This is a genomic window from Martinezella sp. CNPSo 3795 (assembly GCF_057784475.1).
In genome coordinates, this window is sequence record NZ_JBXSOQ010000002.1 from 634,259 (window position 1) to 652,799 (window position 18,541).

At 61.4% G+C, this 18,541-nt stretch carries 15 protein-coding genes; 11 read left to right on the top strand and 4 right to left on the bottom strand.

Annotated elements, in window-relative coordinates; all coding sequences use genetic code 11:
• Window positions 1-22: 22 nt before the first annotated feature.
• Complete coding sequence (locus tag AC13QY_RS07800; RefSeq protein ID WP_488493154.1) at window positions 23-970, top strand: bile acid:sodium symporter family protein; 948 nt, start codon at window positions 23-25, stop codon at window positions 968-970.
• 76 nt (window positions 971-1,046) lie between these two features.
• Here the strand turns inward: AC13QY_RS07800 and AC13QY_RS07805 are convergent, their stop codons facing one another.
• Together AC13QY_RS07805 and AC13QY_RS07810 are read right to left on the bottom strand one after the other, a co-directional pair.
• Window positions 1,047-1,664: a 4'-phosphopantetheinyl transferase family protein gene (locus AC13QY_RS07805; protein WP_152095138.1), complete on the bottom strand. Its 618-nt coding sequence runs from the start codon at window positions 1,662-1,664 to the stop codon at window positions 1,047-1,049.
• A 7-nt stretch (window positions 1,665-1,671) separates the two neighbouring features.
• The gene (locus AC13QY_RS07810; protein WP_488493155.1) at window positions 1,672-5,715 is read right to left on the bottom strand and encodes a Pls/PosA family non-ribosomal peptide synthetase; all 4,044 of its coding nucleotides are present in this window, start codon (window positions 5,713-5,715) and stop codon (window positions 1,672-1,674) included.
• Window positions 5,716-5,974: 259 nt separating this feature from the next.
• On the opposite strand from AC13QY_RS07810, the gene AC13QY_RS07815 reads away from it, so the two are divergent.
• Genes AC13QY_RS07815 through AC13QY_RS07825 form a run of 3 tightly spaced genes read left to right on the top strand, consistent with a single transcriptional unit; the run spans window position 5,975 to window position 8,267 of the window.
• Entirely contained in the window at window positions 5,975-6,211 is a 237-nt protein-coding gene (locus AC13QY_RS07815; protein ID WP_113331303.1) for a hypothetical protein, read from the top strand.
• A 2-nt stretch (window positions 6,212-6,213) separates the two neighbouring features.
• Window positions 6,214-6,885 (top strand): response regulator transcription factor, encoded by a 672-nt coding sequence (locus AC13QY_RS07820; RefSeq protein WP_069614398.1) that lies wholly within the window; start codon window positions 6,214-6,216, stop codon window positions 6,883-6,885.
• Window positions 6,882-8,267, top strand: a complete 1,386-nt coding sequence (locus AC13QY_RS07825) for an ATP-binding protein (protein WP_488493156.1) — start codon at window positions 6,882-6,884, stop codon at window positions 8,265-8,267. The genes AC13QY_RS07820 and AC13QY_RS07825 overlap by 4 nt, the downstream gene beginning before the upstream one ends.
• 84 nt (window positions 8,268-8,351) lie before the next feature.
• Here AC13QY_RS07825 and mcpU read toward each other — a convergent pair whose 3' ends face one another.
• Window positions 8,352-10,439: a methyl-accepting chemotaxis protein McpU gene (mcpU, locus tag AC13QY_RS07830; RefSeq protein ID WP_488493157.1), complete on the bottom strand. Its 2,088-nt coding sequence runs from the start codon at window positions 10,437-10,439 to the stop codon at window positions 8,352-8,354.
• A 233-nt stretch (window positions 10,440-10,672) separates the two neighbouring features.
• Window positions 10,673-11,479 carry an MBL fold metallo-hydrolase gene (locus AC13QY_RS07835; RefSeq protein WP_488493158.1) on the bottom strand — a complete coding sequence of 269 codons (807 nt, stop codon included), beginning with the start codon at window positions 11,477-11,479 and terminating at the stop codon, window positions 10,673-10,675.
• A gap of 384 nt (window positions 11,480-11,863) precedes the next feature.
• Here AC13QY_RS07835 and AC13QY_RS07840 point away from each other — a divergent pair, with 384 nt between their 5' ends.
• The 7 genes from AC13QY_RS07840 (at window position 11,864) to AC13QY_RS07870 (ending at window position 18,514) form a co-directional block, all read left to right on the top strand.
• Window positions 11,864-13,549: a Na/Pi cotransporter family protein gene (locus tag AC13QY_RS07840; RefSeq protein ID WP_488493159.1), complete on the top strand. Its 1,686-nt coding sequence runs from the start codon at window positions 11,864-11,866 to the stop codon at window positions 13,547-13,549.
• A gap of 222 nt (window positions 13,550-13,771) precedes the next feature.
• Entirely contained in the window at window positions 13,772-14,206 is a 435-nt protein-coding gene (locus AC13QY_RS07845) for an acetyl-CoA carboxylase biotin carboxyl carrier protein (protein ID WP_488493160.1), read from the top strand.
• Complete coding sequence (locus AC13QY_RS07850; RefSeq protein WP_488493161.1) at window positions 14,206-15,597, top strand: acetyl-CoA carboxylase biotin carboxylase subunit; 1,392 nt, start codon at window positions 14,206-14,208, stop codon at window positions 15,595-15,597. Before AC13QY_RS07845 ends, AC13QY_RS07850 begins: the two co-directional genes overlap by 1 nt.
• Window positions 15,594-16,019 carry an acetyl-CoA carboxylase gene (locus AC13QY_RS07855; RefSeq protein ID WP_488493162.1) on the top strand — a complete coding sequence of 142 codons (426 nt, stop codon included), beginning with the start codon at window positions 15,594-15,596 and terminating at the stop codon, window positions 16,017-16,019. The genes AC13QY_RS07850 and AC13QY_RS07855 overlap by 4 nt, the downstream gene beginning before the upstream one ends.
• On the top strand, window positions 16,016-16,723 hold the full coding sequence (gene pxpB, locus AC13QY_RS07860) for a 5-oxoprolinase subunit PxpB (RefSeq protein WP_488493163.1): 708 nt from the start codon (window positions 16,016-16,018) through the stop codon (window positions 16,721-16,723). Before AC13QY_RS07855 ends, pxpB begins: the two co-directional genes overlap by 4 nt.
• Window positions 16,720-17,715, top strand: coding sequence for a 5-oxoprolinase subunit C family protein (locus AC13QY_RS07865; protein WP_488493164.1), 996 nt, complete (start codon window positions 16,720-16,722; stop codon window positions 17,713-17,715). Before pxpB ends, AC13QY_RS07865 begins: the two co-directional genes overlap by 4 nt.
• A 31-nt stretch (window positions 17,716-17,746) precedes the next feature.
• A complete protein-coding gene (locus tag AC13QY_RS07870) occupies window positions 17,747-18,514 on the top strand; it encodes a 5-oxoprolinase subunit PxpA (RefSeq protein WP_488493165.1) in 768 nt (255 codons plus the stop codon).
• Window positions 18,515-18,541: the final 27 nt, after the last annotated feature.

The window sequence follows — 18,541 nt, forward strand, 5'->3', positions numbered from 1 at the left end:
GCTCCTTCCCCCCGGAGATTCCATGAAATTCCTGGCATCCTTTTCCGCCTTCGTCGGCAAGACTTTTTCCATATGGGTCATCCTGTTTGCCGTTCTCGGCTTTTTCCTGCCCGATTTCTTCAAGCAGTTCGCACCCTGGATCGTCGTCCTTCTCGGCATCATCATGTTCGGTATGGGGCTGACCATATCCGTTGACGATTTTCGCGAGCTGGCGCGTCGTCCCCATGAGGTCGCGATCGGCGTCATCGCACATTTTGGCATTATGCCGGCGCTGGCACTGCTTTTGACGCGGATCATTCCGATGCCGCCGGAAGTCGCAGCCGGCGTCATTCTGGTCGGCTGCTGCCCAGGCGGCACCTCGAGCAATGTCATGACCTATCTTGCCCGTGGCGACGTGGCGCTGTCGGTCGCCTGCACGAGTGTGACGACGCTCGCAGCGCCCATCGTCACGCCGTTCCTCGTCTGGATGTTCGCGAGCCAGTATCTGCCTGTCAATGCCTGGTCGATGTTCATCAGCATCGTGCAGGTCATCATCGTGCCGCTGCTGCTTGGCGTCATCGCACAAAAGGCCGTGCCCGGCCTGGTTCGCGCGGCAATCCCGGTCCTGCCTCTCGTCAGCGTCATCGGCATCGTACTGATCGTTGCGGCTGTCGTCGGTGCCTCGAAGGCGGCCATCGTCCAATCCGGCCTTCTGATCTTCGCCGTCGTCGTCCTGCACAACGGTCTCGGCTACCTGTTCGGCTATTATGCATCGAAAGTGCTCGGGCTCAATTTCTACAAGCGCAAGGCGCTGGCGATCGAAGTGGGCATGCAGAATTCAGGCCTGGGTGCAGCGCTGGCCACAGCCTATTTCTCGCCGATCGCCGCCGTTCCGAGCGCGATCTTCTCCGTCTGGCACAATATCTCCGGCGCAACCCTGGCAAACTGGTTTGCTTCGCGCCAAGACGCAGACGCGCCGCCGCGGCCGTGAAATCTACGGTATGGATGGGGCGCGGCTTCAAGCCGCGTCGTGCCGGCCGAAATGCTTCCCATCGCTGAATGGTCGTTCAGCTCATATCCGTGGCAAGGGCGCAATAGACGGCTTGATCCACGGTTCCGCCAAGTCGGGTTACGGTGAGCGCAATTGGCGGCAGCCGCGATCCGGCGCCAAGACGGATGGTCGCGCCATCGCTGCGCAGGAGGTTCAGTTGCGCCGCCAGATCGGGTTCGTCCAGCCCGTCGAAGATGCCGCGGCCGCTGATCTTCAGCGCAGCCTCCTTTGCGACCCAGAGCCGGTAGCAGACTTCCAGCGCGATCGCGCTATCGAACGTGGTAACCGCGGCCGCTTCCCTCGGCGAGAAGTGGTCGGCGGCAAAAGCGATTGGGTCGAAGCCGTCGATATCCTCGACCTCTATATCCACGCCGACAGCATTATTGGGCGCAAAGCCCGCCAGTAGCAGATCGGTGCGATGTGAAAGCGAAACACCCAGCTCGTGATAGGGCTGCCTCAGCGCCGGCCGCTCGCTCGGTCGGCGATAGATGGAAAGATCGTCCCGCTGCGTGGCTGTTCTCAAGGCTGTTTGCGCGATCTGATCACGCTCCGCTCGTCCGCCAGGCATCGGGCGGACGAGGATGGCGATCGCATCCGCGACCGTCAGGACGACCTCGAATCGAGGCGCCGTCATCCCACGCTCACGCCGCGGCGGAGGGCAGGGCTTCTTTCTGAGCGACGGGAGCCGGTTCCTGCTCGGTTTGAACCGCCTGGGCAGGTGCGCCGACCCACGACGTTCCTTGCGGGATGGCCTCACCCTTCATGACCAGGGTCAGCAGTCCGATTTCAGCGAAATCGCCGACATTGGCCTCGTAAAGCACGGTGCTGCCCGAGCCGATCGAGACGCCGTCGCCGATCGTGATGCGGCCGACCTTCATGATGCGGTCTTCATAGAGATGGGTCTGCGGGCAGGAGCCCATATTGAGGACGGCGTGGTCGCCGATATGGGTGCAATCGAATTCGCAGATATCGGTGCTGTTGATCCATGCTCCCTGGCCGATCTTGGCGCCGAAGGGACGGAGCAGCCAGGGCAGGAACGGCGTGCCGCGCAGATAGTCGAGCAGCATCTTGCTGGCGAGACCGCCGTAGAAGACCGCGACGGCTTCGGTGCGCATGGCCCACCATGACCACATCGGCCGGTTCATCGGCTTGTAGGTACCAATCAGCGTCCATTTGAATGCGACGGCAACGAGGTAGAGGATGCCGGAGGTTGCGAGGCCGGCGGCCATCAGCGTCCAGAAAAGGCTGCCCCAGGCACCGTTGTCGATTTCGCTGGCCAGCATGTCGGACATGGCGAGTGCCATGACGATGAGGATGGCGGTCGGCAACGACGTATGCATGGCCTCGAACAGGATGCGCACAAGGCGCATGCGGAGCGGCGGTGCATAGGTGGTGTTCGCAGCCGCCTGCAGCCTCTCGCGCGTCGGGAACTGGAAGGCGGGGCTGCCGCACCAGGTTTCGCCCGACTTGACGTGCAGGGAATCGGGCAGGCGCGTCTTGATGCCGACGAGCGAATCGCTCTCGATCACCGCACCCTGCGAGATGACGGAGGAATTGCCGAAGAAGCAGCGATCGCCTGTTTTCAGGCGCTTGAGTATCATCCAGCCATTCTGGATTTCCTCGTCGCCGAAGATGGTCTCGTCACCGATGAAGTTGTCGCGGCCCATTTCGATAAGGTCGTAGCGGCCGGCGAAGTTTGCCGAGATCTCCGTGCCCTTGCCGATCTTGGCCCCCATCAGGCGGTACCAATTGCGCATGAAGACGGTGGCGTAGAGCGAATTCAGGGTTTCCAGCATGGCCTCGGTGGTCAGGCCGACGACCCATTTGCGGAAATAGAGATTGCCGAAAATGGAATAGCGACCCGGTACGACGCGAGGCAACAGTACCCATCTGAGCGCCACGACGACAGCCATCGACACGACGATCAGCAGGAAGGCGGCCGGCCAGGAGAGCGCGGCGATCATACCCCAGGACAAGGCCTCATCGGAGCCGGGCGCGTAGATCTGCTGTACGGCGGAGAACAGATAGAAGGCCGGGAAGATCGGCAGCAGGCCGACGACGAGGCTAAGATTGTAGGCAACGAAATAGGCCGCGAACTGGAAGATGCGCCCGACGGTACCGAGCTCCGGATGGGCGGGCATCTCTTCGTGCTCGGCGTGCCCGGTCTGGCGGGCGGGCGAGCCATCCCAGCGCGTATGGGCTTCAATATGGGTGCCGGCGGCAATCGCCGTCAGATCGCCGATGACGGCGCCGTCATCGATCTTGACATTGTGGCCGATGACGGAGCCGTTGCCGATCTGCACGCCCTCGCCGATATCGATCGTGCCGACATGGATCTCATTGCCGATGACTTCGACATTGGCGAGCTTGATCTTGACACCGAGGCTGGATCTCGCGCCGATGCGCACAAGGTCGATCGCGCCTTCCTCGAACTCATCGATCATCGCATCCTTGCCGACCTTGGCGCCGAGTGCGCGCATATAGACGCGGATAAGCGGCGAACCTTTCAGGAATTTCGGAGCGGTGAGCTGAACGATGCGCTGCATCAGCCAGATGCGGAAATAATAGGTGCCCCACAAGGGATAGACACCGGGCCGCGTGCGGCCGATGACAAGCCATTTGAGGGCGACGACGACCAGCTTCTCACCGAGATTGAGAGCCAGATAGACGCCGCCCAGAATGAGGATCTCATTCCAGACCGACGCGCCGTCATCGATCAGCAGGATGGAGGCGAGCAGTAGGCCGATCCATTGTAGCGTTGCGATCGCGACGATGAAGGGTAGCACCACGGCCTGAGCAAGACCGCAGAGAAAGCGCCGGCGCCAAGGAGCGGGCTCGAAATTCTTGCGCTCCTGTCCGGAAGCGCGCTCCGCGCGCTGCTCCAGGATCGCCGCGATGCCGCGCAAAGTGCGGCCGGCATAGACGTCGCGCAGGGCGATGCCCGCCAGCAGCGGGATCTTACGCACTTCGGAAACAAACCGGGCCGCCAGCATGGAATGGCCGCCGAGCTCGGTGAAGAAATCCGCCTCGAAGCTGATGGAGCGCAGCCGAAGCGCTTCCGTGGCGGCCTTGAGTAGCTGTGCTTCCGTCCATGTGCGCGGCGGCTCTTGTGCCTGGGTCGGCTGATCGGTCACCAGCGGGATGGCGGCAAGCGTCTTGCGATCGATCTTGCCGGAAGGAAGTCGCGGCAGCGAGACATGGCTATGCCAGGCGGCGGGCACCATGTAGGGCGGCAGCTTGGCTGCAAGCACGGCGCGCGCCTTGTCGCGATCGAAGCTGCTGCCCGTGGTAACGACGTGGGCAACCAGCATGTCCTCGCCATCCGGCGGACGATGCACGACGACGGATGCGGCCTTCACGTCGGGAAGCTCGCCCACGACGGTTTCGATCTCGCCGAGCTCGATGCGATAGCCGCGAATCTTGACCTGGTCGTCGATGCGCCCGAGGAAATGGAGCTGCCCTTCCTCGTCCATCAGCACGGCGTCGCCGCTGCGGTAAAGCATCGGGTCGTCATGACCGGCGAAGGGATTGGCGATGAACTTCGCGGCTGTCAGCTGCGGCAGGTTTCTGTAGCCGGCAGCGACACCCGGTCCGCCGATCAGCAATTCACCGGTATCGCCACGTGCCACGAGTTGCAGGTTTTCGTCGACGACATAGGCGGTCGTGTTGGCGATCGGCCCACCGATCGTGATCGGCCGGGATGGATCGAGTTCGGCGTAGGTTGCAACCACCGTCGTCTCGGTCGGGCCGTAGGTATTGATCAGGCGCCGGCCGGCTTTCGAAAAGCGGCTGACGATCGCCGGAGGGCAGGCTTCGCCGCCGACGATGATGACGCGCAGGCTTTCGACATCGCGCTCCAGCATGGTGAGCAGCGTCGGCACGGTGTCGATGACCGTGATCTTTTCTGCTTCCAGTACATCTGCGAGCCTGTCGAGTTCGGCCATAACGGCAGATGTCGCAACCTTCAATGTCGCGCCGACCAGATAGGGAACGAATATCTCCTCGAGCGAAAGATCGAAGGCGACCGAAGCCTGTTGAAGAACGACGTCCGATTCGACCATGCCGAGGACATCGTTGCCTGCCCGCAGATAGTGGCAGATATTCCGGTGCGTGATGACGATGCCCTTCGGCTTGCCCGTGGAGCCGGAGGTGTAGATCGCATAGGCGGGATCGTCATGCGTGGCGGCACGCGGCGCGATGCCATCATTGTCTTCTGCGAGCAGTCCCTTGAGGATCAGGGTCTGGCCGTCGAATTCGGGGGCAAGGGCCGCCTTTTCATCATGGGTCAGCAGCCATTTCGCGCCGCAATCGGCGAGGCTGACCGCCACGCGGTCGGCAGGGGCCGCGGCATCGAAGGGAATATAGGCAGCTCCGGCCTTGAGAATCGCCAGAAGTGCGACATGTAGCTCGAGGGAACGCTGGAACCACAGACCGACGAAGTCACCCGGACCAATGCCACGACGGCTGAGTGAACGCGCTGCCTCATCGGAAAGCCGGTCCAGTTCGGCATAGGTCATCGCCTGGTCGGTTCCGATCAGCGTGAGTGCCGTCTTGTGGGGGCTGCGGGCAACCGTTGCCTTGAAGATGTCCACCATGGTTTCATTGCGGACGAATTCAGGCCGAATGCCGCCTGAGGAAACCGAGAGGCTGGCATTTGGGGTAATCGACGAAATCTGGATAGTCATGGTAACTTCTGCGGAACGAAACTCGGCACAATCAGCGTGCCATCTGCTCATGCTTATACACCCTTCAATTTGCAGCTCTCTTACGGGCGTTGTCAGTGAATTGTAATGTTGGGAAAGCTATGCTTGGTTCGCTGCAGGGCGAGCCCTGCGTGCCAGCTCGAAAGAAGGATTGATATTGTTGCGCATATTCGGGCGAGGAGCCGGCTGGCCCCGCTGGCTGTCCGTTCTCTTGGTGGCGGTTCCGCTAAGCTTGCCAGGCATGGAGGCATTCGGTCGCATACATAACAGTGTTCTGGTCGAAGATGCCGGCAGCTTGCGGCCGCTGCGCGACATCTATGCGGTCGTTGCGCGCGAAATGCCGGGAAAGGTGCTTCGCATCAAGCGGGTTCGCCGGGCTGGGCGTCAGGCCTATGCCGTGCGCGTGTTGAAGCCGGATGGCAAACGTGGTGATATAGTGCTCGACGGCGTAACGCTTGCCGTGATCGAGAGACGCTGAGAATGCGCATTCTGATTGCTGAGGATGAGCCCAGTATCGTGGCGGACATGCGCCGCTGCCTGGAGGATCAGCATTATGTCGTCTCGACCGTGAGCAATGGCGAGGAAGCCTGGTATCGCGGCGATATCGAGCATTTTGATCTCGTCATCCTCGATCTCGGACTTCCGAAGCTTGATGGTCTGACGGTGTTGCGGCGCTGGCGCGCGGAAAAGCGGGGTATGCCTGTTATCATACTGACGGCGCGCGACGGCTGGCGCGACAAGGTCGACGGCATGGATGCGGGTGCCGACGATTATCTGACCAAGCCCTTCCGCATGGAAGAACTTCTGGCCCGCGTGCGCGCCCTCATGCGCCGCGCCGCCGGGCAGTCCTCCCCGATCCTTTCCAATGGCGTGCTGGAGCTCGACACGCGCCAGCGCACCGTTTCGTTTCGCGGGCAGCCGGTTCAGGTGACCGCGCTGGAATACCGGCTTCTTGCCTATCTGATGCACAATGCCGGCACCGTGCTTTCCCGAACGCAGATCGCCGACAGCATTTATGACGAAGAGACGGAGCTTCTGTCGAACGCGCTCGAAGTGGTCGTCGCACGTCTCAGGCGCAAGTTCGACGGCACCGTCATCGAGACCCGGCGCGGCCAGGGCTACATTATCCCGCGCGAGGCGCCGCCGTCATGACACCGTTCTCGCTGCGAGGGCGGTTGCTGCTGGGTTCCGTGGTGGCGATCATCGTTGCAACTTTGCTGGCAGGGGTCGGCATCAATGCCATTTCCGGGCTGGCCGTCAGGGCTCTCGCCCTCTCGGAGATAGACGAGGAGTTGCGCGTTCTTCTCGCCGCGGTCGATATCAATTCGTCCAATCAGCTCTTCCTTGATGACACGCCGACTGATCCCCGCTTCGGCATTCCGAATGGTGGCTTCTATTGGCAGGTCGGCCGCAATGGCACTGTCGAGCTGCGCTCGCAATCGCTCTGGGAGCAGAACTTGCCTTGGCTGCGTGCCCGGCCTCGCGATGCCGGACGGGCGACGGATATGAAAGGGCCAAATGGCAGCCGTCTTCTCGCCGTCGAACGGTCCATTTCGATCCCCTCGGCCACGGGCGACCAGATGGTCGATATCGTCATGGCGCTCGACAACAGCGAGCTTGCACCGGCGCGCTGGCGCTTCTTCTATGCCATGGCGCCCTCTCTTGGCGTGCTGTCAGTCGCCCTGATCGGGGCAGTCGTGGTATTCCTGCGATATGGGCTGCGGCCGCTCAATGACCTGCGCACGGCCCTGATGGCGGTGCAGGAGCGGTCCGCGCGCAAGATCACTGGTCAGTTTCCGCGAGAAGTCCAGCCTCTCGTGGACGACCTCAACGGGCTGCTCGCATCGCGTGAAACCCAGCTGACACAGGCGCGTGCGCGCGCCGGCGATCTCGCGCATGGCCTGAAGACCCCGCTCGCGGCGCTCGAGGCGACTGCGCGTATTCTCTCCGAAGAGGGTATGTCGGAGCGGGCTGCGGCCATCCAGACGGAGGTGAGCCGGATGGAGGCACAGATCAAACGAACGCTTGCGCAAACCCGCGCAAGCCTCGCCGCCGCCCATACCGTCGGCGTCATGGATGCCAGCGCCGATCTCCAGAAGATCATTTCGGTCATGCGGCGTCTCTCGGCCGAGCGGAAAATCGATTTCGAGCTCGTGGCGCCGCCGGAGATGTGGCTGGCGATCGACGAGGCGGATTTTGCCGACATTACCGGCAATCTGATCGACAATGCCAGGAAATGGACGGCCGGCAAGGTCAAGGTTCGCCTGTCGCAGTTGCCCGAGGGCGTGGAACTGTGCATCGAGGACGATGGCCCGGGCCTGCCCGAGGATGCGGAAATGGCTTTCATCCGGCGCGGCAGGCGGCTCGACGAAAGCATCGCCGGAACCGGCTTCGGCCTGGCGATCGCCAAGGATCTGGTCGAAGCCTATGACGGCAAGCTGACGCTCGCCCGCTCCAGCCTCGGAGGGCTGTCGGTCACCGTCAATTTGCCGGCGCGGCTGGTCAAGGACAAGCAGACGGCGCTGGAAAACTAGTTCACTATAAGCGGCTCAAGCATTGCCGCCCGCCTTCTTGCTTTCGCAAGGCAGGCGGACGGATTGAATTTGGACCTTGTCGCCTCAGGCAGCGCGTCGCGTGCGTGTTTCGTTGGCGGCCTGCTCGCTAATGCGAAACTGTGCGAGCAGCTCGTTCAAGGTCGCGGCTTCCGACGCCAGGCCGTGGCTCGCGGCCGTCTGCTGCTCGACCATGGCGGCGTTCTGCTGCGTGCCCTGATCCATGGTGTTGACCGCCGTGTTGATCTCCTGGAGACCTGTCGACTGTTCGCGCGAGGCTCGCACGATCGCTTCGATGTTGCGGTTGATCTCCTGAACGTCCCGCACGATCACCTCAAGCGCTTCGCCAGTCTGGTTAACGAGGGTAACGCCGTTCTTCACCTGTTCGCCGGAGGCGGTGATCAGGGATTTGATCTCCTTTGCCGCCTGCGCGGAGCGCTGTGCGAGCTCGCGGACTTCCTGCGCGACCACGGCGAAGCCCTTGCCCGCCTCGCCGGCACGTGCGGCTTCGACACCGGCATTCAGAGCCAGAAGATTGGTCTGGAAGGCGATGTCGTCGATGACGCCGATGATGTTGGAGATCTCGCCGGAGGATTTTTCGATCATGTTCATGGCGCCGACGGCCTTTTCGACGATCTCGCCGGATTTTTCCGCGCCGCCGCGAGCTCGCGTGACGAGCTGGCCGACTTCTTCTGCCCGGCGGGCACTATCCTTGACCGTTGTCGTGATTTCCTCGAGGGCTGCCGCGGTCTCCTCGACAGAAGCGGCCTGTTGCTCGGTGCGGCGTGCAAGATTATCCGCGGCGGCGCGGATTTCTCCGGCACCGGTGTCGATTGCCCGGGCATTGCGCCCGACGGTCGCCATGGCGTCGTGCAGCCGTGCGACCGACATATTGAAGTCGGTCCGCAGGCGGTCGAGATCGCCGGCAAAGGGAACGTTGATGCGATGGACGAGATCGCCATTGGCAAGACGGCCAAGCCCATCGGCGAGCGACTGCACGGCGGAAGCGATCTGTTCCTCCTCACTGGCCCTGAGGGCTTCGCGGTCGCGCCGCTCCTGCTCGCTCAGCATCCGCGTATCCTCGGCCTCCTTCGCAAGGCGGCCACGCTGAATCATGTTGTCTCTGAAGACGGCGACCGCCGCGGCCATGCGCCCGAGCTCATCCTTGCGATCGGTTCCCGGAATTTCGGCGGAAACGTCACCGCCGGCAAGCTTGCCCATGGCGCTCGTCATCTGCAGGACCGGGCGGACCACCAATCTCGACAGCAGCATCGCCAAGACGCCGATCAGGGCGACGACGCCGATAGCGGTCGCGGCGGTCGCAGCAATCCGGAATTTGGCGACGCCGGCAAAAGCAGCGTCGCGGTCGATCTGCACGCCGAGATACCAGTCGGCGCGCGGCAAGCCTTGAACGGGCAGGAAGCTGACAAGGACGGACTTGCCGTTGAAGATCGTTTCGGAAATGCCGGAGCCGATCGCAGGCGTTGCCTGCGGAAAGGCATCGGCGAGCTTCTTGGTGACCAGCTGCTGATCCTGATGGACAAGAATGGTTCCATCGTTCTTCACCAGGAATGCCGAACCTTTGCCGCCCATGGTGACCGACTTGATCATGGAGACGAGCGAGCCGAGCGAGAAGTCGCTTGCGGCAACGCCGAACAGCTTGCCATCGCGTTTGACCGGCATGGCGGCGCTGATGATGAGGTTGCCCGTCGAAGCGTCATTGTAGGGATCGGTCAGGACCAGCTTGTCGGCCTTCACGGCATCCTTGTACCAGGGCCGCTTGCGCGGGTCGTAATCCGCCGGAAGCGGCTGGTTGGGAACGCTGGTGAAGACGCCCTGCTCGTCTCCGACATAGGTGGACATGAATTCGCGCAGCAGAACGGGATTGTCGAAAGCGCTGCTGATGCCGGCCGGATTTCCAGCCTTGGCGGCGGCATTGGCGGCAAGTTCGGTCAGCATGACGCGTGCGCCCAGCCAGTTCGAAATACTCTGCGACGCCTGAAGGCCGGAGGATTCGATCTCTCCCTTGACCGCCTCGCTGGCGGCCGTGCGCTGAAGGCTGTCTATGTAAATTGAAAAACCGGAGAGGGCGGCGATGACCACCAGAGATGCCACCACCAAAATTTTCGTCATCAAATTGGAACGGGTTTGCACGGGATCGGTCCTTTACGGTGATCCAGCGTGCCGATGATTGAAGAGGCCGACGCGCCGGATGGGCCAAACGTCATGGTCATTCCCGCAAATGCCGTCATGGCGCCGCGAATGTCTTGATGAGACATGCGGTCAGATATGCTTGAGAAGCGTTAAGGCGCCTTTAATCATGATCGATCGATGACCACTGAGGAAGAAGCAAGCAGCAGATGCCATATTCTCAGCTCAATGAAACCTCAACCTGCGATAGCTTTCAGGTATCTCTCAGCAGAACGTTCCACCACGCGATTGCCGTCGCCTCTGATCGTTCGGCCGGGGAATGCGCCGTAGATCGCTTCGAAACGATAGGGTCGGATGGCTTCCGATATCGCCGTCACGGCCTTGGCGTCGAGCGGAACAAGATTTGGGTAACTGCGCATGAAGCTGACGAACTTGCGGTCCATGGTCACCTGCATCGTGTCGCCGACGAAGAGCGCGCCGCGTCCGCCTTCGAGCCAAGGGCAATGGAGCACGCAACTGCCGTCGAAATGGCCGCCGCAGCGGATCATGGTCGCCTGGCCAATCGATAGTGTCTCGCCTGTCCATGGACGTAGCGCCGCATCGCGCCTTTGTACACATTCGCTATCGTCGGCGTGGATATGGATCGGCACGCCGCCGCAGGTGGCACTCCATTCGGTCATCGACGAATAGAAATGAGGGTGGGAGATCGCGATCGCGCTTAAGCCGCCCATGGCGGCGATCCGTGCCTTGCTGGGCTCGTCGATAAGGCTGAGGCAGTCCCAGAGGATATTGCCGTCAGGTCCTTCGATCAAAAAGGCGCGCTGGCCAATGCCGAAATGAGGCGAGATCTGCAGACTGTGGACGCCTTCCGCTTCCTCGTTCCAGATTACCTCATGCTTCTGGCCGAGGCTCGCCATGTCTGTCCATTCCTGTCCCGATTGAGGTACGAACTGGCGCTCGTCTTCGCAGATTGGGCAGGCCAGAGGTGGTCCGTCGCCTTCGTCGAACTGTGTGCCGCATGTGATGCAGATAAAATGCGTCATCTCGAACTCCTCGCCAGTCTGTCTTTCCAACCTGCGACCACGGACCCGCCGCACGGCAAGTGAAGGCTTCTGTGCTATATTGGCCAGACCTTGGACGGATCAAAGCAAAAAGGCGACGCAACAACCCTCAGACGATCTCGTTGGAGACAGAAAATCGTCGCTTTCAGGCCGACCTTTCTTGGGAAAATGGATATTCCTAACGAATGGTGGTAGGATTCATGAAAATCCTATATCTATGATTTTTAACGTAAAAATTCTTATTTCATCGATTTATGACAATCTGACCTTGCAAAAGGCGCCAAGACAAAGAAACATAGTCGGCTAATGAAAGTTTAGATAATCGCGATATTGATGCCCAGCATCGTAGGCATATGGAGGACCACTATGGCGCTAATTCTCGGCCTCGTTGCTCTGGCCGGCCACATCGCCCTTCTGCTTTGGGGCACGCGCATGGTCCAGACCGGTATCCAGCGCACATTCGGGCCTGATCTGCGCTCCTTTCTCGGCCGGGCGCTCAGCAATCGCACGAAGGCTTTTTTTGCGGGCATCGGTGTCACCGCCATCCTGCAGAGCAGTACGGCAACCGGCCTGATGGCCTCCGGCTTCGCGGCGGGCGGCCTGGTGGATCTCGTGCCGGCACTTGCCGTCATGCTGGGAGCCAATGTCGGCACGACCCTGATCGTTCAGGTGTTGTCTTTCAATGTCGCGGCGGCTTCGCCGGCGCTAATCCTGATCGGCGTGCTGATGTTCCGCCGAACCGGGAATTCACGCGTGCACGATCTTGGCCGCGTCATGATTGGGCTTGGCTTCATGCTTCTGGCACTGCATCAGCTCCTCGACCTGATGACGCAGTATGAGGGGTCGAAGGCGCTCGCCTACGTCCTTGATGCGATCGCCGCGACGCCGGTGCTGAGCATGCTTCTCGCAGCCATTCTGACCTGGGCTGCCCATTCCAGCGTGGCCGTGGTGCTGCTCATCATGTCGCTTGCAAGCAAGGGGCTCGTCGATGTCGATCAGGCCTTTGCTCTCGTTCTCGGCGCCAATCTCGGCACCGCGATCAATCCACTCATCGAAGGGCAGTCGGGAGCGGATCTATCGGTGAAGCGTTTGCCCATTGGCAATATGCTGACACGCATTGTCGGTGTGATCGCGATGATCGGCCTGCTGGAGCCAGCCGCACGTCTGTCGGCGATGATCGATAGCGACAGTGCCCGGGCTGTTGCCAATTTTCATACGGCCTTCAATGTCGTTTTGGCCGTGGTGTTCATGCCGCTATTGCGGCCCTATGCCGATCTATTGACCAAATTGCTACCGCAGAAGATCGACGAGGCCGATCCGACGCGCCCGAGATATCTTGATCCGGCGGCCAAGGAAACGCCCGTGGTTGCTCTCGGCGCGGCAGCGCGCGAGGCGCTGAGACTGGTGGACGTGCTCTCGGAAATGCTTGCGGGCGCCAAGTCCGCCTTATCGGACACGGATCGAAAGGCGCTGACGCGATTGCGATCGCTGGACAATATCCTCGACAGCCTGAACACGGCGGTAAAGACCTATCTGACATCGATCGATCCCGACGAGCTTGGAGAAGCCGACCGGCGGCGTCTGAACGAGATCCTGCTGTTTTCGATGAACATGGAACATGCCGGCGACGTGCTCGACCAGAACCTTCTGCCGCACCTGGCAAAACGCCTGCGCCGAGGTTTGAGTTTCTCGAAGGAAGGACAGCTCGAACTGGCGACATTGTTCGACCGATTGCAGTCGAACCTCCAGACGGCGGCTGCCCTGTTCATGACGCAGAATGAAAGTGCCGCCCGCATGCTGGCGGAGGAGAAGGTGATTTTCCGCAAGGCGGAGCGCGAGGGGACGGAAGCCCATTTCCAGCGCTTGCGCCAGGGCGGGATCGAGACCGCCGAGACCAGCTCGCTTCACCTCGACCTTCTGCGCGACCTCAAGCAGATCAATTCCCACCTCGTCGCCGCCGCAGCCTATCCCGTTCTGGAAGAGCGTGGCGAACTTTTGCAGAGCCGGACCCCAAGCCCGGTTCCACCGGTTGCAGTGACTGCACATGACTAAAAGATCTATCTCAGCCGTCTGTCGGGCGGCTGGGCCGGAATGCGCGGCGCCGATGTGGCTTCGATATGCCCATCGGTGACAGCTGTCCGGTCGGTCGCAGCGCTGCGCCATCAAAAGTTCCTTTGACCCCATCGTGAGAGCCATCGTGTAGGGAGGTAGTCAGCCAAACGCAGCCATTGTCCATTGGATTGCGGGAGGTGCTCCGAAATACCGAGTTCTCGCATGGATCTGCCGAAGATAAAGACACTGATCGATTTTGTTGGACGATCCAACGTTACCGAACTCACGGTGACGGAAAGGGATGTCACGGTTCGGATCTTCCGAACGCCCAATCCGACGGATTCGTTCGCGCCAGCGCAGGTGGCCGCCAGCGCAGCAACCGGTCATGCTCAACAAGGCGGCGATGTTTCATCACAAGGCACGGCCGTCACCGTGGCGGCGCCGATCTTCGGCGTTCTGCATCGGGCGGCCGCACCCGGGCAGGAGCCCTTCGTCAAGATCGGCGACATTGTGGAGGAAGGGCAGACGCTCTTCATCATCGAAGCGATGAAGGTCTTCAACAAGATCGCAGCCCCGCGGGCCGGCCGCATCAGGCAGATCACCCAAATAGATGGCGGCGAAGTCGAGACGGGCGACATGCTCGCGGAGATCGCGTGATGGCGGAATCTCTCGACAGGGTGGGGTTGGCACGCCGCCGTTTCGATACGGTCCTGATTGCCAATCGCGGCGAAATTGCCGCGCGAATTCAGCGGGCCTGCCGCGAACTCGACTTGAAGACGGTGGCGATTTGCTCTGAAGCCGATAGGCAGGCACCTTACGGCGAGACCGCCGACACCTTTCTGTGCATCGGTCCGACGAACGCAGCCGGCAGTTATCTCAATCAAAATGCGATCCTCCTTGCCGCGCAACTGACCGGAGCGGGTGCGATCCACCCCGGCTACGGTTTTTTGTCCGAGAACGCTGCCTTTTCCGAAGCCGTTGAGAAAGCCGGTCTCACATTCATTGGGCCGGACGCTTCCTCGATTGCGATCATGGGCGACAAGATATCGGCGAAACGGGCAATGATTGCTGCCGGTGTGCCCTGCGTGCCTGGTCCCGATACATCGCTTCCGGATGATCCGGCGTCGGTCGAGCAGATCGCCCAGGAGATAGGCTATCCCGTGATCATCAAAGCCGCCGGCGGCGGAGGCGGCAGAGGGATGCGGGTGGTTCCGGGCGCAGGCGAGCTGCACGAGGCCATCGTCCTGACACGGGAAGAGGCTCGTCAGGCTTTCGGCTCTCCAACACTCTATATAGAGAAATTCCTTCAGCATCCGCGTCACATCGAAATTCAGGTGCTCTGCGATATCCATGGCAATGCCGTCTGGCTCGGGCATCGCGATTGCTCGATGCAGCGCCGGCATCAGAAGGTCGTGGAAGAGGCCCCTGCGCCCGGGATCTCTTCGGAAGCGATTGGCTCCGTCGGCCTGGCCTGCGTGGAAGCTTGCCGGCAGATCGGCTATCGCGGCGTCGGAACCTTCGAATTCCTCTATGAAAACGGCGCTTTCTACTTCATCGAAATGAACACGCGCCTGCAGGTCGAGCATCCCGTCACCGAGATGACCAGCGGGATCGATATCGTTCAGGCGCAGATAATGGTCGCCCAGGGCATTCCCCTCGAAATGCGCCAGGACGATGTGGCATGTGTCGGTCATTCGTTCGAATGCCGCGTCAATGCCGAGGACCCGGAAAGTTTCTTGCCGTCTGCGGGCACGATCTCCGATCTGGCGCTGCCGGAAGGGCCAGGTATCCGGGTCGATACCCATATTCATGCCGGCTATCGCGTCTCGCCCTATTATGATTCGCTCATCGCCAAGTTGATCGTTCATGCGCCTACCCGGGCCGACGCGATGACAAGAATGCGAGAGGCGCTTGCCGCCACCCGGATAGGAGGGATTTCCACCAACCTGCCGTTGCTGCGCGCATTGTTCGACGATGAAGGCTTTGCCCGGGGCGAGACCGATATCCACTATCTGGAGCAATGGCTTCGGCAGAGGAGGGCGGCATGAGCGCGATCGACTTTAGCGATCCTTCGATCATCGCGGCCTTGGCCGAAGCGCTGACGGCGGCAGGCGTCGACGGTCTGGAAATTTCGCGACCGGGCGCCAATCTGCGTATCGTGGTTTCGAAGGCTGGGCATGCTGAAATCAGGCTGACGAGAAACGCGCAGCCTCAACCGACGATACCAGTGGCGGTGGCCAAAGCGCCGATGGCGGGCCACTTCTATTCCTTGCATCCTTTGGATTCCGATGGAACCGGGCATCTTCCGCGCGCTGTCTCCAGCGAGGATGTGATCGGGTTCATCCGCATCGGTTCCGTCCTGCTTCCCATTCTCGCCGGCAGGACCGGTTTGCTGGTCAGGCAATTGGTCGAGGCTGAAGCCCTGGTCGGATTCGGGGATCCCCTGTTCGAAATCGAGCCGCTGTCATGATCGCCACCTCGAACACCGTCACATCGTCGCGCGAAATCGTTCCCGCCTCCAAGGGCCGGGCCAGGATCTCCTGTATCGGCACCCGATCTTTCCTGCTCGAAGCGCCCGGCGAATTCCATCTGCCTGCGCAGCGGTGGATCTGGGCCCTGGCGCAAACGGTGAAGGGCTGGACCGATATAGCGGAAGTGATCCCCGGGATGACCAATCTTCTAGCGATCTTCAAGGAGACGCCCGAGGATCCCGAATTGGTGGCGGGCCGGCTTCTTGAAGCATGGAACAAGGCCGATAGCCTCGATCTGGCGGGAAAGATCATCGAAATCCCCGTTCACTATGGCGGCAGCTATGCGATTGATCTTCCCGCGATCTGCGATTTTTGCGGCTTGAGCGACCGTGAGGTCGTGCGCATCCACTATGAGGCGAGTTACCGCGTCTTTGCCCTGGGAAGCGCCCCCGGTTTCGGCTACCTGCACGGGCTCGACCCGCGCATCTACATGCCGCGCAAGACCATTCCGTCGCTCAGGATGGAGAAGGGCAGCGTGACGATCGGGGGGATGCAGACAGGCGTTGCGATGCTGACAGGCCCGAACGGGTGGAACTCGCTCGGACATGCGGATCTGCAGATGTTCGATCCGGCCTCCGCGACGCCAGCCCTGATGGCGCCCGGCGATACGGTGCGTTTTCTGCCGGCAAGGATCGAGCTATGATTGAGATCATTGAAACCGGCCCATTCAACACGGTTCAGGATCTCGGCCGCCCCGGTTATCGCGATATTGGCGTCACGGCCAGCGGCGCGATGGACCCCCTTGCGGTGAAGATCGGCAATATCCTCATTGGCAATGACGACGACGCGGCGGGAATAGAGGTCCAGACCTTTCCGTTCAAGCTGCGGTTCGAGACGGGTGGCATCTTTGCCGTCACGGGCGCGGATGGCAGCCCCACGCTGGACGGAAGGGAGCTGCGTTCCTGGTGCACCCACGTCGCCGAGCCGGGTCAGCTTCTGGAGGTAAGGCAGCCGCCCCGGTTAGCGCGCGCCTATCTCGTGTTCCGCGGAGGGCTGGATGTGCCGGTTCTCATGGGCTCGCGCAGCACATCCCTGCGCGGTGGCTTCGGCGGCAATGCCGGTCGAGCGCTCGTCAGGGGCGATAGGATTGAATTTGGGGCGGCCGCCGATGAGCTCCCCTTGCCGGCTGGTGGTCTTGCCGTCGTCGAGCCGGCGGTGGCGCTGCATGATGTCTTTCCGGCCCCAACTGATGGCGTGCTGTCCATCCGTGCGATCGTTGCTGGCGAACATGAGCTGTTCGCCTCGGAAGGCGAGGCCTTCTGGGGTCAGGTCTGGCGCATATCGTCAAGCAGCGACCGCACCGGCTATCGACTATCCGGCGAACCCATAAGGCCGATGTCGACGGTCGAGATGCGCTCTCATGGCGTGGTGCCTGGCGTGATTCAGGTCCCGCCCGGCGGTGAACCGATCATTCAGATGAGCGATGCCAATACCGCGGGCGGCTATCCGAAGATCGCCGGCGTCGTCGAATGCGATCTGTGGCGGCTCGGTCAGGCACGGATCGGAAGCCGGTTGCGGTTCGTCCGTGCGACACATGCCGAGGCACGCGCCGTGGAGCAGGCCATGACCGGCTACGTCGAGGATATCAGGCGGACGTCGCAGATGGTCAAGCGTGCTTTGAAGGCAATGGTCTGATGAGAGTGGTGGGGACCAAGTGGAGGCGCGGGTGAAAATCGATCTGAATTCCGACATGGGGGAAGGTTTTGGTCCCTATCGGCTATGTGATGACGAAGCGATGATGAAGATCGTCTCATCGGCCAACATCGCCTGTGGTTTTCACGGGGGGGATCCGGGGACGATGGCGCGCATGGTTCGTCTCGCCAAGGAGAATGGCGTAGGCATCGGCGCGCATCCGGGGCTGCCGGATCGCGCGGGCTTCGGCCGTCGCGAGATGGCGTTCCAGCCGGACGAGCTACGGCAGCAGATGCTCTATCAGCTTGGTGCATTGACCGCCATCGCTAGGAGCGAAGGCATGACCCTTGGACATTTCAGTTTTCACGCGGCCATGGGCAATATGGTCAATCGCGATCCAGCGCTCGCCGATCTGATGATGAATGCCATTGCCACGGTCGATCAGCGCCTCGTCGTGTTCGTGACGCCTGACAGCGAAATCGAAAGGGCGGCAAAACGCGCGAAACTCAAGACGCTGGCGCTGTTTCTGGCCGACCGCGCCTATGATGCCGGCGGCAGGCTCGTTTCCCGCGATCTGCCGGGAGCACTGGTCAAGGACGAAGCTTCCGTGCGGGCGCGAGTGCGCCGTTTCCTGACCGATGGAACCATCGAGGCAATCGACGGCACCGCGCTTGAAATGCCGGCGAGATCGATCCTCGTGCACTCAGATACGCCCGGCTCGCTGGAGCTCGCGCGAATTATCCGCAACGAAATCGAGGCCACTGGAGCCACGCTCACACCTGCGGCTGAGCTTGCATCCTGATTGCCTCCGGCCACCAAGTTTTTCATT